Genomic DNA, 14,412 nt, shown 5'->3' with positions numbered 1-14,412 from the left:
CTGCCGCACTTCATCGGACGAGATGTCATGAAACCGACTTCAGGCGGAATGGGCGATCACGTACTCGTCGACGTTGACCCGATTGCGGCCGGTGTCTTTGGCGGCATACAGCGCCTTATCCGCAGCATTGAGCCACATCGCGGCGTCGGTGAAGGCGGGACGAAAGGACGCCAGGCCGATACTCAGGCTGACCCGCAGCTCGGGGATTTCGGGGTTGCGGTAGTTGCTGAACACTTCCCGCATACGGTCCATGATCAGGGCTGCCTGCTCCAGCGGCATATTCGGAAGAATCACACAGAACTCATCACCCCCGTAGCGCCCAGCCAGGTCGTTTTCCCGCAGATTGCGCCGTAACTCCAGACTCAATTGGCGCAGTACCGCATCGCCGATGATATGTCCGTGAGTGTCATTGATCTGTTTGAAGTGGTCGATATCGATCAGGGCGATGGTGGCCTGTGTGTGTTGTTGCTGGCACTTGTGAAACTTCAAGTGCAGCAAGTCTTTCCAGGATCCGTGGTTGAGCAGGCCGGTCAGGCTGTCGGTGCGGCTCAGGGCACTCAAGGCGCGCTTGTGTTCTGACAATTTGATCGCCAAGCGGTAGCACACCATACCCAGTGCCATTGGGTAGAACATCAGCATCGGCAGGCAGGCGTAGACCTCAGTGAGGCTGACATCGCCGTTGAAGCTGACGCCGAATAGTAGCCACGCCAGGCCGACGCCAGCCACTTGAGCCACTGTGCCGCGGATAAACATGCGCTTACCGCCGGCGGCGAAGTTGTTCATCGTCATCATCGACAGGATGGTCACGGCCGTCAGTGGTGTGAACTGCGTGGTTGCAGCCCAGAACCCGCCACACAGCGAGTCGTACAGGATGTTGCGTCGTTCAGCGTGGTAGGGGAATTCGGAGCGAGTCGAGAGCTGATACGCCAGGTGCGGCCAGACAAACCCGTTGAATATCAAAAAGCCCCAGGTCCAGCCTGGCATCTGTAGCGGGTACAGAGCCGCAGCGACACTGACGCAGCCGATGCCCAGGCCGATGATCCTTGGCCTGTAGATACGTCTGGCAAATGACAGCCCTTTGCCTCGTTGGTTTTCCATAGATTCCTGGGTCAGATGTTCTTTTTGCGGATACGACGGTGTGCGATATCGGGAAGACTTAGGGTCGGATATGCCGGTGAATATTGTCAGTTATTCGCGCCGGAATAATCAGTGTCCTTCCAGGCCATTCGCGTCGCAGACGGCCGCAATAGAGCAAAAACGACATGCAGATGTCGTGCCTGCAACAGGATCTGTGGGTGAGGTGAGCGAGCGAATCAGCGCTGTTCGGCAATCTCGTAGCCGGCCAGGAACAGGTCCATTGCCGATTCGACGACGCTGGCTTGGGTGGCGGTGTCGAGGATGGGCTGGCCAAGGGTGATCTGCGGCCAGAAGGCAAAGGCCTTGAGCAGGCTTTGTACCTGATGGGCGGCGAAGCATGGGTCTACGGCCTTGAGTCGGCCGTCTTCTTGGGCGGCGCGTACCCACAAGGTAAAACCTTCTTCCCGTTCGCTCAGGCGGTTGACGATGTCCTGGGCCCGTTCCGGGGAGTGGATCGTTGCGGCAATCGCCACGCGGGCCAGGTCTAGGAAGTTGGTGTCCGACATCATCTTCATCTTCGCCTCCAGCAGCACACGCAGTTGGTCGCGCAGGGGGTGTGCGCTGTTGTAGCTGACGTCCAGTTGCGCCACGCTGCTGGACCACAACTTGTGCAAAATCTCGGTGAACAACTCTTCTTTGCTCTGGAAGTGGTTGTACACGGTGCGCTTGGACACGCCAGCGGTGGCAGCGATCTTGTCCATGCTGGTGACCTCGAAACCGTTGTCGCGAAACTCGGCGATGGCAGCCGCCACAATGGCTTCGCGTTTACGGTCGGTGAGGCGCAGGGGGGCGGTCATGGGTTGCTTTCGGCTCTGTGAGAGAAAATTACACTCAGTAGTTTACTTGCTACAGATTTTGTTGCAATCTTGAAACTACACTGTGCAGTGTAGTTGTTGACCGACATGTCGGCAGGAGTCACTCGGTAATGGCCACTATCTCAACCCGTCTCGACCCTTCTTCAACGCTTAAGCGTTCGGAGCAGCAGCAGGGGCACTTCAGCAATGACACCCCGGTGCAGCACGGGGGCTTTGGCAAGACCTTGCAGATTTTCTGGAAAATGCTTTTCCATAAGCCTCGCAGCACACGGCCTGTGGGCGCGATCCCGGTGCAGCCGCTGACACGCGAACAGTTATTTGCTGCGCCTGATCACAGCGTATTTCGGCTTGGACACTCCACGGTCTTGCTGAAAATGCGCGGCAAATTCTGGCTGACCGACCCGGTGTTCGCCGAGCGTGCATCGCCCTTCAGTTGGGCCGGCCCCAAGCGTTTTCACCAGCCCCCTATCAGCCTCGAAGAGTTGCCGCCGATTGAAGCGGTGATTCTTTCCCACAACCATTACGACCACCTGGACCGCAAGGCCGTGGTGCAACTGGCCGCGAAGACCCGCCATTTCCTGGCGCCGCTGGGCGTGGGCGACACGTTGATCAAATGGGGCGTGGATGCCAGCAAAGTGCGGCAGCTGGATTGGTGGCAGGGCACTGAAGTGGACGGCATCCGCTTTGTCGCCACTCCGGCCCAGCATTTCTCCGGTCGCGGCCTGTTTGATGGCAACCAGACGCTATGGGCGTCGTGGGTGATGATCGATGGTGCGCGACGGATCTTTTTCAGTGGCGATACCGGCTACTTCGATGGCTTTAAACGCATCGGCGAACAGTACGGGCCGTTTGATCTGACCTTGATGGAAACCGGTGCTTACAATGTCGACTGGCCCCACGTTCACATGCAGCCCGAGCAAACGTTGCAGGCCCATATCGATCTTAAGGGGCGCTGGTTGCTGCCGATCCACAATGGCACCTTCGACCTCGCGTTCCATGCCTGGCACGAACCCTTTGACCGCATCATGGCCCTGGCTTGGGAGCGCAATGTGTCGATTGCCACGCCGCCCATGGGGCAGGCGTTCATGCTCAATCAACCGGAGCGCGGGCAGGCATGGTGGCTGGAAGTCGAGCACACCGGCAATGAAGCGCGCGTCAGCGGATGAGCGTGTGAGGGTTGCAGTAACGGCACTGCGGAAAAGGGATTTTCAAGGTGTTTCAGGCCTGCGACAAGCGTGAGAAAAGAGTGCAATCATTCCTCGAAATAGCGTTTTCGAGGAGTAACCGTGTATGGATGGTAAATGCGGCAAAGTGGTACTGCTTGGGCCCGGATGCACGTTCAAATCGTCGCAAGGGCATTCCGTTCCCCTGTCTTGCCCACCCCCGCTGACGAATACAGATGACCACGTGCAGCCCACACGGTTGGTATTTGGCAGCCTGGGCAGCGGTGCGATTATCGATTCGAGTGCCCGCCAGGGCAGTCTTGAGTTTGATACTGCACGCAGTCACTTGGTTAATCCCCTGCCCAGATTCGACGTGCCGGGGCCGATGATGAGTACGGTGCGTGATCCTGCACTCTTACTGATCGCCATGAGCGGAGCCGATCCCGAGGGGCCGGTGATGGTGGAGATTCCTCCGGTGGTCAATCCCGGGAACGTGAGCAATTGCGCGTTGCTGACGGGCAGTCGCATCGGTTTTGCCAGTGAATATCTGTCGGGTAATGACCGGCAAACCATCGAACACAGTGCGCATTTCACTTGGGTGTTGAAGGTGCTGAACAACGCCGGTGCACAGTTGGTGCCGGTATTGGCCCACAGGTTGGATGACACGCGTCACTTCACTCTGGATTCGAGCAATGAGATTGATGATCGGGTAGCGGAGGGGCGGCTGGACGCGCTGGTGTCTGATGCGTCAAGTGTTGCGTTTCATCCCTCTGCCACCTCAGCCCATCCCAAGCTATGTGTATCCACCGGCCTCGATGCTGATGGGACGGCGACTTCAGTCTGGTTCTATGGCGCCCACTGGGCGAGCGACCCGCTGGTCGCGTTGGTGCACGGCTGCCAGCAGGTGTTGGCGCAGGCGCTCGATTCTGCCCGGACACCCTAGGGTTTGCCTGCGCCGAGAATCAGATGGCCCCTGGCTGCTCAATTCAGCCCATAACGTAACGCGGGTTCACGGTGTGACAGGTTAGGACCCAATGCCAGGCGTGCGCGTTCATAGGCGTCCCAATCGGCGATGTCGGGCAGTGACGCAATGGTGACTGTCTCGCCTTGGGCAAGGCCGGAGAGGGCCGCGTCCACCAGGTTCTCCGTGGTCATCACCATGGTTTCCGGCAAATTGTTTACTGGCAGGCCGGCGATGTCCCAGAACTCGGTGGCGATGGCGCCTGGCAGTACTGCTTGCACCGTCACGCCCTTGTCGCTCAATTCATGCCCCAAGGATTCGCTGAAGGCCAGTACGAACGCTTTGGTCCCGCCATACACACCATTAAGCACTTTCGGTGCAAGGGCGACGATAGAGGCGATGTTGATGATCGTACCGCGGCCCTGAGTAACGAAGTTGCCTGCCGCCGCCTTGGCCAGCCGGGTCAACGCCAGCACGTTAAGCAGAATCATTGCATCCATTTTTTCCGCGTCTGACTCCAGTAGCGGAGCCGTGGCACCTACGCCGGCGTTATTGACCAGCAGACTGATGCGGGTGTTGTCCTGCAAGGTTTGCGCAATGCGCGCCAGGTCGGTGGGCTGGTTGAGGTCGGCTACCATAATCTGGATGTCACGCTGGGTCTTTGCCTTCAATTGTGTCGCCAATTGCTCCAACCGTTGCTGGTTGCGGGCCACCAGAATCAGATCGTAGCCACTGCGTGCCAGGCGGTCGGCATACATCGCGCCTATACCTGACGAAGCGCCGGTGATCAGGGCATAACCTTTATGTTGAGTCATGGCAGTTGCTCCAAAATGGCCGAAGAAGGGATCGACCTTGTTGGAGCCAAGATTATGGGTGTAATGTTATGACTGCAATGTCATATATCCCACCTTTAGAGACGTGAGGTTTGGCCATGGTACCTGTCGGTATTCTGCTGTTTCCAGGGTTTCAGGTGCTCAGCCTGGCCAGCAGCACCGTGTTCGAGTTTGCCAACTTTGTGGTAGGACGGCCGTTCTACCGCGTGGATCTGATCTCGGAACACGGTGGCCCGAATCAGAGCTCCATGGGTTTCGCCATCGATACCCTGGCGTTTGATCAACACACCTACGACACGCTGCTGGTACTGGGGGATAACGAGTTGATCACGCCCACCGCAGGCATGGTGGCCTATTTGCGAGATGCACTGAACACCTCGCGCCGTGTGACCTCGGCCTGTACCGGGGCCTTCCATCTGGCCGCTGCCGGGTTGCTGGACGGACGCAAGGCAACCACTCACTGGTATCACGCCCATACTTTCCGTCAGACCTACCCCAACGTGAAGCTGGATGCCGATCGGATCTTCACTGTTGATGGGCCCATCTGGACCTCCGCCGGCATGACCGCCTGCATTGACTTGGCCCTGGCGCTGGTGGAACAGGACCTGGGGGTGGAAGTAGCCCGAGACGTCGCGAAAAAGCTGGTGGTCTACCACCGCCGTGCCGGAGGACAGTCGCAGTTCTCAGCCTTGCTGGAACTGGACCCCAAGTCTGACCGGGTACAAACCGCGCTGGCGTATGCCAGACGAAACTTGCAGGAGGAGCTCTCGGTGGAACAACTGGCCGAGGTCGCCCATCTCAGCCCACGGCAATTCAGCCGACTGTTTCGCTCCGAAACCGGCCAGTCCCCAGCCAAGGCCATCGAACATCTGCGTATTGAAGCGGCGCGCCTGATGCTCGAATCCGGCGGGCACTCCATCGACATCGTTGCCCGCGAAACCGGCTTCGGTGACCCGGAACGCATGCGCCGTGCCTTTCTGCGAGCCTTTGGCCAGCCTCCGCAAATGATCCGTCGGGCGCTGCAGTTGCAGGCTTGAATCCTTGGTGGTCTACATTCGGCGCTCTTTGCAAGGTCAGCCGAACAGGGCTTCAATTCGCCCTCCAGGGTTGCCGTGAATTGGGATAAACGTCACTGCGGGCGGGTATTTTTACTCCGTTGTTTCAAAAACCAAATGCTCTATGGATGCTGGCAATGAACCCCGCACACTCATCCCCCATCCCGGCGTGAACCCTGGGAAAAACACCAGGCCTTCGGCCTCCAGGCGAAACGCCAACGTCAGTCGGGTTTCGTCATTCACCTCGCCGTGGCTTTCAAAACGTTGAAGGGTAATGGCATCCACACCGGACTCCCGGGCGAAGTCCTCGCGGCTCCAGCCCAGCATCGCGCGGGCCTGGACACTGTGCCGTGGGGTGAATTGGTGAAGGACGATTTGCTGTTCTACGGGGCTGCTCATTGCCAGAGAGGACATGGGTTTTCTCCAGAGTTCGACGGGGAGGACAAACTATACTGTGTTTTTGTACAGTTGTTTTGACCGCTCATCAACTCGATTTTTTTCCGGCAGAGCTGCTTCGCTGCTGCTGAGCATGTGGGCCTGATGCAATCTAGGCTTCCAAGCCCGGCGCCTCGCGAATAATCAGGTGGTCCAGGTTCTCGATATCGGCGCTGAATACGCCGAATGTCTGCTCGGGGTTTTTCTTGCTCGGCACCTGTTTCAGCTCCGGTGTCACCCCATAAAAGAAGCAATACAACGGCCGTTCACTGTCCACTGCGGCCTTGATCTGCTCCAGGAATGCCTTGCGCTTGCGGTAGTTCTCGATCAATTTTTTATTCAGGTAAACATTGACCGAGTAGGGCTTCTTGTCGAGCCAGACTTTCTTCTCGAAGTCGATACGAAAGCTGCTGGTGTAGTCCTTGATCTCCTTGATCCGGCCCCAGTAGATCAGGCCTTTGTTGTCCTGCAGGTACTCGATCTTCTTGAAAAATGCCCAGTAGGTCGCCGTGTTTTCACCGATTTTCAACGGCATGCCCTTGAGCTTGTCCTTATCGTCGATATTAGACACGTAGCACTCCACCGGGTGGGCGAAGACACTGGTCTTGTCCGGAGTGGTGTCGCTGGAACTGTGGGATGTATGGGTGTGGCTTGAAGGTGTTTTCGGTGGATCTTGTAGGGCAACGCCTTCGGTGCCCGGCACAGGTGTATTGCGTTCGTATTGACGCCGCGTCAGGACAAATTCCGACGGGAAGTTTTCCTCGCGTTCGTCCTCGGTTTCAGGCGTGCCGGCCTTGTGGCTGGCGTAGCGGCAGCCGTCGATATGGCGGGTGCTTGGGGTGTTCTTGAAGTGCGGCGTGCGCAGGTAATTGACGTTTTTCGCGTTGAAGGTGGTCAGTACGTTACTGGCCGCAAACGCCGCCCGGCACTCGTCGTTAGGGCAGAGGAAGCTGTCTTTGTCGGAGTCGAAGGCGGTGGTTTCGTCGAAATTAAGGTCCCGCACGTCGTAGATCGACAGCTTGTCGTCGAGACTCAGGCTGTAGGCCGTGTCGAATTTCATGGGGCTCGGGTCCGTGAGAGGTTTCGCTATTGTAGCCGCTGCCGAGGCACGAGGCTGCGATCGGGCGCGTAGCGGCCGTTAGGGTGTTGAGTTGCTTATTTACGGCCGCTGCGCGCCCGATCGCAGCCTCGCGTGCTCGGCAGCGGCTACGAAGCACAACGTCCCACCCACCGCCGTCAGCCCGCTCAACACATAAAACATGCTCGCCGGTGCCGCGTTGATCAGCAGGTACCCGCAAATCACCGGGCTCAACGCCCCACCAAATGCCGCCAGGTTCTGCGCACCGTAGTAGCTGCCCCGTAGGGCGTCGGGAGCGATGGTGTCGATAAACAGGAACTCTGATGGGTAAATGATCATCTCCCCCAAGGTGAACACAAACATCGCGATACACCATGACACCAGACTGTCCGCCATGCTGAAGCCGATCAATCCGGCAATAAACAGCGAAGTGCCCAGCACGATCCAATACCGCAGTTGTTCACGTTTGAGAAAGCGACCGATCTGGTACTGCATCAAAATCACCGTGATGGCGTTGCAGGCCAGCACGGCAGAGAGAATTTTCAGCGCGTTCTCCGGCTTGTAGGCCACCAGCAAAAACTGTGACAGATACAAGGTATAGCGCCCGTGGACAATGGTGCTTAGCAGGCTGCCGCCGGTAAACAGAATCAACGTGCGATCGTTGCGCAAGGTCCTCAAGGTGCTGAGGAAGCTCAAGGGTTTGTTGCTGTCGTCGCGCTGGGTCGGCGGGATGCCGATCATCAAGAACAGGCTGCCAAAGGCAATCGCGCTGGCGATCAGAAAGGGCGCCAAGGGAAACTGTCCGGCAATCACCACGCCGAGCATTGGGCCGGTGGCATAACCGACATTGGTCAGGGTATAGCGCAGGGAAAACACCTTGGCCCGTTGGCCCACCGGCAGGTTCTCGCTGATGATCGCCTTGGAGCCAATCAGGAACAGCGCCGAGGCGGCTTCGGTGATCACCAAGGTCAGGGTGGTCAGGTACAGGTTGCTGGCAAAAGTCAGCAACAGAAAACCGATGGAGCTGGAGAGCATTGCCAGGATCAGCAGCTTGCGTTTTTCCAGGCGGTCGATGATGTAGCCACCGTACAGGCCCAGCAGCGTGGCGATGAATACGGCGATGCCCATCAGCAAGCCGATGTCTTGCTGGTTGAGGCCCAGGCGTGTGCTCAGTAAAAGGGCCAGCAAGGGGCTGGTCATGGCGCGGCTGACGACGATGGTCACCGAGCAGATCATCAGGCGGCGGATTACCAGGGAGTAGGTGGCCACGGTGGGGCGGGTGTCCTTATGCTTGGGGCTGAGCGAGATCTTGCATACACCGTTGATCCCTTGTAGGAGCCGGGCTTGCCCGCGATGAGGGCCTGTCAGTCGATATTTCTGGTGGCTGACACACCGCAATCGCGGGCAAGCCCGGCTCCCACAGAGTTAGGCGTTGTTACTGCCCGGCATTGATGGTGATTTTTTCCACCGCACCCTGCTCCAGGTCCCACTTTTTCAGAATCTTGCCGTACGTCCCGTCATCAATCATGCCCTGCAACGCTTCACTGATCGCCGTCACCAGTTCGGTATTGCTCTTCTCAATCCCCAGCCCTGTGAACTGCTTGGAAATCGCCAGGCCCACCGGCTTGTACTTACCCTTGTCCAGCGACATCAAATACGGAATGGTTTCACTGCCCTGCATCGCCGCATCCAGACGGTTCTGCTGCAACTGCGCACGGGCATCCGCCGAACCTTCAGTGCCGATCACCACGATGGCTGGCTTACCGGCAGCTTCACAATTTGCCTTGCTCCACGCGGCAATTTCCGACGGCCAGGTAGTCCGTCGGCTGGTGCCGACTTTCTTGCCACACAGGTCGGTCAGCTCCTTGAGGTCTTCACGTTTGACCAGCGTGTACAACTGCGGACCGCTGGTGAAGTAGTCAATAAACGTCACCGACTTTTGCCGCTCGGCGGTGTCGGTCATGCCCGACAATACGATGTCCACACGTTTGGTGGTCAAGCCACTGAGCATCTGTTCGAAGCCGGTCTCCTGCCACTTGATCTTCACCCCCAGGCGCTCGGCCAGGGCGTTGCCCAGGTCAAAGTCCAGGCCGGTGAGTTTGTTGGTGGCGGTGTCCTTGAAATCCATCGGCGGGTAGTTCGGCACGATGGCCGCGCTGATCTCACCCTTGTCCTTGATCGCTGCCGGCAATGCCGCCAAAACCGAAGTGGAGGCCATCAGGCCTGCGAGCAAAAATGGAAGTGTCAGATTTTTCATGGGGGCGTTCTCGTTAGTTTTTTAGTTAAGTGCGAACGGCAGAAATAAAGCTTTGGGTACGCGGGTTTTGTGGGCTTATTAGAATTTCTTCCGGGCTGCCGGCTTCCACAATCTGGCCGGCATCCATAAACACCATGCGGTTGGACACTTCGCGGGCGAAGCCCAACTCATGGGTGACCACAATCATGGTCATGCCGGTGGTGGCCAAATCGCGCATCACCGACAGCACTTCTCCTACCAACTCCGGGTCGAGGGCCGACGTGGGTTCGTCAAACAGCATCAACTTCGGCCGCATCGCCAACGCACGGGCGATCGCCACGCGCTGCTGCTGCCCGCCGGACAACTCCACCGGGTAGGCATTGCGTTTGTCCGCCAGAACGACGCGGGCCAGCAACTCCAGTGCGTCCTCGGTGGCTTCCTTGGGCGAGCGCTTGAGCACCTGGCACGGGCCTTCGATGATGTTCTGTAACACGGTCATATGCGGGAACAGATTGAAGCGCTGAAACACCATGCCGGTGGCCAGTCGCTGACGGGCAATCTGCGATTCATTCAACTCGTGCAGCTTGTTACCGACGACCCGGTAACCCACCAGTTCGCCGTCGACCCACAGGCCGCCCTTGTCGATTTTTTCCAGCTGATTGACGCAGCGCAGCAAGGTACTTTTACCGGAACCGGATGGGCCGATAATGCACAGCACTTCGCCTTGCTCGACTTCCAGGTTGATGTCCTGCAACGCGTGATACTGGTCGTAATACTTGTTCAGGTTGACGGCCTTGACGATGTTTCTCATGGGGCAAATCTCCTCAGTCAGGGCTTACGAACGCTTGCCGGCGCCGCGGGCAAAACGACGCTCAAGGCGGCTCTGACCGAATGAAAGAACCGTCACCACCGCCAGGTACCAGATGCCGGCAACAATCAGCAACTCCATGACCCGGGCGTTGGCGTAGTAGATGTTTTGCGCGTTGTGCAGCAGCTCTGAGTACTGGATCACACTGGCCAGGCTGGTCATTTTCACCATGCTGATGAACTCGTTGCCTACAGGCGGAATAATCACCCGCATCGCCTGAGGCAGAATCACCCTACGCAGCGCTTGCAAGCTCGGCATGCCGATGGACTTGGCGGCTTCATACTGGCCGGTGTCTACCGACAACAAGCCGGCGCGCACCACTTCGGCGGTGTAGGCGCCCTGGTTGATGCTCAAGCCGAGGAGGGCGGCCACGAACGGTGTCATCAGGTCCACGGTATCGATGCTGAACAGCCCAGGAATCGCGATCACCGGGAAAATCAGCGCCAGGTTGAACCACAACAGCAGTTGCAGAATCAGCGGCGTGCCACGAAACAGCCAGGTGTAGGTGATGGCCACGTAACGCAGGATCGGGTTGGCCGACATGCGCATGATCGCCGTGATCACCCCTATCACCACCCCCAGCGCCATGGCCAGGATCGACATGATGATGGTGTTGACCAAGCCCCAGATGATTGCCTCGGACGTAAGGAACTGTCCGATGTAGGACCATTCGATCTGGCCATTGGCAAACGCGCGCAACAACGCTACCAGAGCAATCACGATCAACGTCGCAAAAAACATCCGCCCGTAATAGCGACGGGGAACGTGCTCGTACTGCGTGATATCGAACTGGTTCTCGGACTGCTGGCGCTCGGTTTTCAAGCGCTCTGCCGGGGTTTGGTTCATGGTGATTCTCCAAAAAAAAGCGACTGCGGCTTTACTCGGTCTAACGGTTGGAACACGGTCAAATGTGGGAGCTGGCTTGCCTGCGATGACCATAGGTATCTACACATCTCTCGAACCCCCTGAAAACCTGTAGCCGCTGCCGAGATCAGGTCCCCAAGCAAATGTGTAGATACCTATGCTGCGATGACGCCGGTGTATTCACCCCAAATCCCACAGGCTTAAATCCTGAATCCCTGATAACTCTCAGCCCACTTCTGCTGCCCAGCCAACGCCACCTTCAACCGCCCAATCTGCTCTCTAATCCGCTCCGGCGCCGTGCCACCCCAACCACTGCGCGCCGCAATCGCCGCCTCCAGGGTCAAGCAATCCCGCACCTGCGGCGTCAACCGCGTATCCACCTCCGCCAACAACGCCGGCGAGGCTTCCCACAACTCAATCTCATGCTGCTCACAGGCCTGCACCAGCGCCCCAGTAATCTCATGTGCCTCCTTGAACGGCACACCGCGCATGGCTAACCAATCCGCCACCTCCGTCGCCAAGGTGAAACCCATCGGCGCCTGGCGCCGCAGTTCTTCCACCTGCACCTTCATCGTCGCAACCATCCCGGCCATCGCCGGCAGCACCAACAGCAAGGTATCCACGCTGTCCAACACGCTGTGTTTGTCTTCACTCAAATCGCGGTTGTACGACAGCGGCAGCGACTTCAACGTCGACATCAATCCAGTCAAGTTGCCAATCAACCGCCCAGCCTTACCCCGCGCCAATTCGGCAATGTCCGGGTTCTTCTTCTGCGGCATGATCGAGCTACCGGTGGCGTAGGCATCGTCCAACTGCACCCAACGAAACTGCCGCGACGACCACAGGCAAAACTCTTCCGACAACCGCGAAATATTCACCCCGAGCATGCCCGCCACAAACAGAAATTCCGCCACATGGTCACGACTGGCGACAGCATCGATGGAGTTTTCGCACGGCCCGGTGTAACCCATCTCCTTGGCCGAATGCTCTGGCTGGCGCGCAATTGCCGAACCGGCCATTGCCGCTGCACCCAACGGTGACAACGCCGTACGTGCATCCCAATCCACCAGGCGCTGCACATCCCGCAACATCGATTGCGCATGGGCCAACAAGTGGTGGGCGAAGACGATAGGTTGCGCTTGCTGCAAATGGGTAAAGCCAGGGCAAATGCTCTCGACATGTTGCTCAGCTTGCTCCACCAGCGCCTGCTGCAAACCCAACACCTCGGTGGTGATGGTGCGCGCGTGGTCCCGTAGGAACAGTCGCAGATCATTGGCAGTCTGGTCATTGCGCGAGCGTCCGGCGCGCAGTTTGCCGCCCAGGGCGCCCAATCGCTCGGTCAATACCCGCTCGATGAAGGTGTGCACGTCCTCATCATCCAGTGTCGGGTGCAGACGGCCCGCGGCGAAGTCCTCACCGATCCGGTCCAGTGCTTCCAGCGTGCGCAAGGTTTCCGACTCATCCAGCAACCCGGCCCGCTGCAACTCACGGGCATGGGCCCGGGAGCCGGCCAGGTCGTAGGGCGTCAGGCGGAAATAGCGTTCAGGGCAACGGGACAACGCGGCCAGTGCAGCAGACGGACCGGTCTTGAAACGAGCGCCCCAAAGGCGATCGGTGGGCTGAGACATGGGTGTTCCTCACGCTTGTTTTTAGAAGAGTCGGAGGCAGTAGAAAAGTAAAAAGTCCTGATCGGAGTGTCAGGTTTTTTAGGGCGTTAAATCAGCCTCTGTGTGCTGTTCAACCCGCTATATTCAAGGTTGCCAAGGGCGGATGTTTATGTTCATTATCGCCGCCTGGCTATGTTCAAGGACTGGGTTGAAGCCTGTTGAATATGGCACTTGAGGTCAACGCGTATTATGGAAACTCCACTTTCCACTTCTGGAAACATACCGCCAAAACCCGGCACAAGACCGCCGCTGCAACTGAGCGGCCTGGACTTCAAATTGCTCCGGGTATTTATGGCCGTGGTCGAAGCCGGCGGCTTCAGCGCCGCGCAAAACGAGCTCAACGTGGGCCTGGCCGCCATCAGCAAACAGATCTCCGACCTGGAAATCCGCATCGGCATGCGCCTGTGTACACGGGGTAGAGAAGGGTTTGGGCTGACAGAAGAGGGCAAGTTAGTGTATCAAGCGTCCATCGAGTTATTTACCTCGGTAGACAGTTTTCGCGACAAGCTTAGTTCGGCACAAAATGAACTCATCGGCGACCTGAGTGTGGGTGTTATTGATAACACGGTGTCCGACGTTAATTCCCCACTCATTACCGCCCTGGGAAAATTACATCGTGAATCGTCAAAAATAAGATTGCGCCTACATGCCTCGCAACTGGACGAAGTTGAGCGGGGTGTAGTGGAAGGGCGCCTGATTGTCGGCATCGTCCCGGTGTACCAGCGGCGTGAAGAATTTGACTATTTCCCGCTATACGAAGAAAAGGCACACGCCTACTGCGCCGTCGGACATCCACTGTTTGATGCCCGCGATATCAACGCCGACGTCCTGCGCCAACACGAAGTGGTGAACCACCGGTATGCGATCCATAGTGACAAGGCCAACTTTGTCAGCTACGACAGCCAATCAGCGTCGGCGTCACAGGTTGAAGCGGTCGCCATCCTGATCCTCACCAGCCGTTTCTTGGGCTTCCTGCCGGAACACTATGCTGCACCGTTGGTGAGGGAAGGGCGCTTGCGGGCACTTTGCCCTCAGCAGGTTCACCTGAGCACACCGTTCAACCTGATCCTGCGTCACAACGCACCGAGAAGCCCGTTGGTCAAAGCCTTCGCGACGGCATTAGGTGTGAATTTGAAAGCAATTAGCTGAGCCGCTTTTATGGGTTCATACAAACCTGGCGGCAAACACAGAACCTGTGGCGAGCGGGCTTGCCCGCGTTGGGTCGCGAAGCGGCCCAAAATCCTGCCACTCGGTTCTAACTGGAGAAATGTGGCCACTCTCAATAGGGGTTGCTGCACAG

The 14,412-nt window shown here is 57.9% G+C and carries 14 protein-coding genes; 4 read left to right on the top strand and 10 right to left on the bottom strand.

Translation table 11 applies throughout. From position 1 onward, the window contains the following. Positions 1-39: 39 nt before the first annotated feature. Together HKK55_RS17945 and HKK55_RS17940 are read right to left on the bottom strand one after the other, a co-directional pair. Positions 40-1,098 (bottom strand): diguanylate cyclase, encoded by a 1,059-nt coding sequence (locus tag HKK55_RS17945; protein WP_169355899.1) that lies wholly within the window; start codon positions 1,096-1,098, stop codon positions 40-42. A 215-nt stretch (positions 1,099-1,313) separates the two neighbouring features. Beyond that, entirely contained in the window at positions 1,314-1,934 is a 621-nt protein-coding gene (locus tag HKK55_RS17940) for a TetR/AcrR family transcriptional regulator (RefSeq protein WP_169355898.1), read from the bottom strand. Positions 1,935-2,062: 128 nt separating this feature from the next. Between HKK55_RS17940 and HKK55_RS17935 the strand changes: the two genes are divergently transcribed. Together HKK55_RS17935 and HKK55_RS17930 are read left to right on the top strand one after the other, a co-directional pair. Beyond that, positions 2,063-3,118, top strand: a complete 1,056-nt coding sequence (locus HKK55_RS17935) for an MBL fold metallo-hydrolase (RefSeq protein ID WP_169355897.1) — start codon at positions 2,063-2,065, stop codon at positions 3,116-3,118. 241 nt (positions 3,119-3,359) lie between these two features. After that, positions 3,360-4,058, top strand: coding sequence for an amidase family protein (locus HKK55_RS17930; protein ID WP_237151267.1), 699 nt, complete (start codon positions 3,360-3,362; stop codon positions 4,056-4,058). Between the two features lie 38 nt (positions 4,059-4,096). Here HKK55_RS17930 and HKK55_RS17925 read toward each other — a convergent pair whose 3' ends face one another. Next, entirely contained in the window at positions 4,097-4,891 is a 795-nt protein-coding gene (locus HKK55_RS17925) for an SDR family oxidoreductase (RefSeq protein ID WP_169355895.1), read from the bottom strand. Between the two features lie 116 nt (positions 4,892-5,007). Between HKK55_RS17925 and HKK55_RS17920 the strand changes: the two genes are divergently transcribed. Continuing rightward, positions 5,008-5,946 (top strand): GlxA family transcriptional regulator, encoded by a 939-nt coding sequence (locus HKK55_RS17920; protein WP_169355894.1) that lies wholly within the window; start codon positions 5,008-5,010, stop codon positions 5,944-5,946. Between the two features lie 111 nt (positions 5,947-6,057). Here HKK55_RS17920 and HKK55_RS17915 read toward each other — a convergent pair whose 3' ends face one another. From HKK55_RS17915 to argH, 7 genes are all read right to left on the bottom strand, one after another. Beyond that, on the bottom strand, positions 6,058-6,378 hold the full coding sequence (locus tag HKK55_RS17915) for a helix-turn-helix transcriptional regulator (RefSeq protein WP_169355893.1): 321 nt from the start codon (positions 6,376-6,378) through the stop codon (positions 6,058-6,060). A gap of 133 nt (positions 6,379-6,511) precedes the next feature. Further along, positions 6,512-7,459 (bottom strand): hypothetical protein, encoded by a 948-nt coding sequence (locus HKK55_RS17910; protein WP_169355892.1) that lies wholly within the window; start codon positions 7,457-7,459, stop codon positions 6,512-6,514. A gap of 99 nt (positions 7,460-7,558) precedes the next feature. Continuing rightward, on the bottom strand, positions 7,559-8,746 hold the full coding sequence (locus tag HKK55_RS17905) for an MFS transporter (RefSeq protein ID WP_169355891.1): 1,188 nt from the start codon (positions 8,744-8,746) through the stop codon (positions 7,559-7,561). A 166-nt stretch (positions 8,747-8,912) separates the two neighbouring features. Continuing rightward, positions 8,913-9,734 carry an ABC transporter substrate-binding protein gene (locus HKK55_RS17900; RefSeq protein WP_169355890.1) on the bottom strand — a complete coding sequence of 274 codons (822 nt, stop codon included), beginning with the start codon at positions 9,732-9,734 and terminating at the stop codon, positions 8,913-8,915. Between the two features lie 25 nt (positions 9,735-9,759). Beyond that, the gene (locus tag HKK55_RS17895) at positions 9,760-10,524 is read right to left on the bottom strand and encodes an amino acid ABC transporter ATP-binding protein (RefSeq protein WP_169355889.1); all 765 of its coding nucleotides are present in this window, start codon (positions 10,522-10,524) and stop codon (positions 9,760-9,762) included. Between the two features lie 24 nt (positions 10,525-10,548). Continuing rightward, positions 10,549-11,427 (bottom strand): amino acid ABC transporter permease, encoded by an 879-nt coding sequence (locus tag HKK55_RS17890; protein ID WP_169355888.1) that lies wholly within the window; start codon positions 11,425-11,427, stop codon positions 10,549-10,551. A 218-nt stretch (positions 11,428-11,645) separates the two neighbouring features. Next, the gene (gene argH / locus HKK55_RS17885) at positions 11,646-13,073 is read right to left on the bottom strand and encodes an argininosuccinate lyase (RefSeq protein ID WP_169355887.1); all 1,428 of its coding nucleotides are present in this window, start codon (positions 13,071-13,073) and stop codon (positions 11,646-11,648) included. 228 nt (positions 13,074-13,301) lie between these two features. Between argH and HKK55_RS17880 the strand changes: the two genes are divergently transcribed. Next, positions 13,302-14,261: a LysR family transcriptional regulator gene (locus tag HKK55_RS17880; RefSeq protein WP_169355886.1), complete on the top strand. Its 960-nt coding sequence runs from the start codon at positions 13,302-13,304 to the stop codon at positions 14,259-14,261. Positions 14,262-14,412: the final 151 nt, after the last annotated feature.

Origin of the sequence: Pseudomonas sp. ADAK18 (genome assembly GCF_012935695.1) — a bacterium.
Classification (GTDB): Bacteria; Pseudomonadota; Gammaproteobacteria; order Pseudomonadales; family Pseudomonadaceae; genus Aquipseudomonas.
This window is presented reverse-complemented; position numbering and strand designations above follow the sequence as displayed.

Excerpts from the sequence above, each read along its gene's own strand:
- HKK55_RS17915 (WP_169355893.1), bottom strand. The coding sequence starts at position 6,378 with ATGTCCTCTCTGGCAATGAGCAGCCCCGTAGAACAGCAAATCGTCCTT.
- HKK55_RS17895 (WP_169355889.1), bottom strand. The coding sequence starts at position 10,524 with ATGAGAAACATCGTCAAGGCCGTCAACCTGAACAAGTATTACGACCAG.
- HKK55_RS17900 (WP_169355890.1), bottom strand. The coding sequence starts at position 9,734 with ATGAAAAATCTGACACTTCCATTTTTGCTCGCAGGCCTGATGGCCTCC.
- HKK55_RS17935 (WP_169355897.1), top strand. The coding sequence starts at position 2,063 with ATGGCCACTATCTCAACCCGTCTCGACCCTTCTTCAACGCTTAAGCGT.
- HKK55_RS17925 (WP_169355895.1), bottom strand. The coding sequence starts at position 4,891 with ATGACTCAACATAAAGGTTATGCCCTGATCACCGGCGCTTCGTCAGGT.
- HKK55_RS17945 (WP_169355899.1), bottom strand. The coding sequence starts at position 1,098 with ATGGAAAACCAACGAGGCAAAGGGCTGTCATTTGCCAGACGTATCTAC.
- HKK55_RS17890 (WP_169355888.1), bottom strand. The coding sequence starts at position 11,427 with ATGAACCAAACCCCGGCAGAGCGCTTGAAAACCGAGCGCCAGCAGTCC.
- HKK55_RS17940 (WP_169355898.1), bottom strand. The coding sequence starts at position 1,934 with ATGACCGCCCCCCTGCGCCTCACCGACCGTAAACGCGAAGCCATTGTG.
- HKK55_RS17910 (WP_169355892.1), bottom strand. The coding sequence starts at position 7,459 with ATGAAATTCGACACGGCCTACAGCCTGAGTCTCGACGACAAGCTGTCG.
- argH (WP_169355887.1), bottom strand. The coding sequence starts at position 13,073 with ATGTCTCAGCCCACCGATCGCCTTTGGGGCGCTCGTTTCAAGACCGGT.
- HKK55_RS17920 (WP_169355894.1), top strand. The coding sequence starts at position 5,008 with ATGGTACCTGTCGGTATTCTGCTGTTTCCAGGGTTTCAGGTGCTCAGC.
- HKK55_RS17880 (WP_169355886.1), top strand. The coding sequence starts at position 13,302 with ATGGAAACTCCACTTTCCACTTCTGGAAACATACCGCCAAAACCCGGC.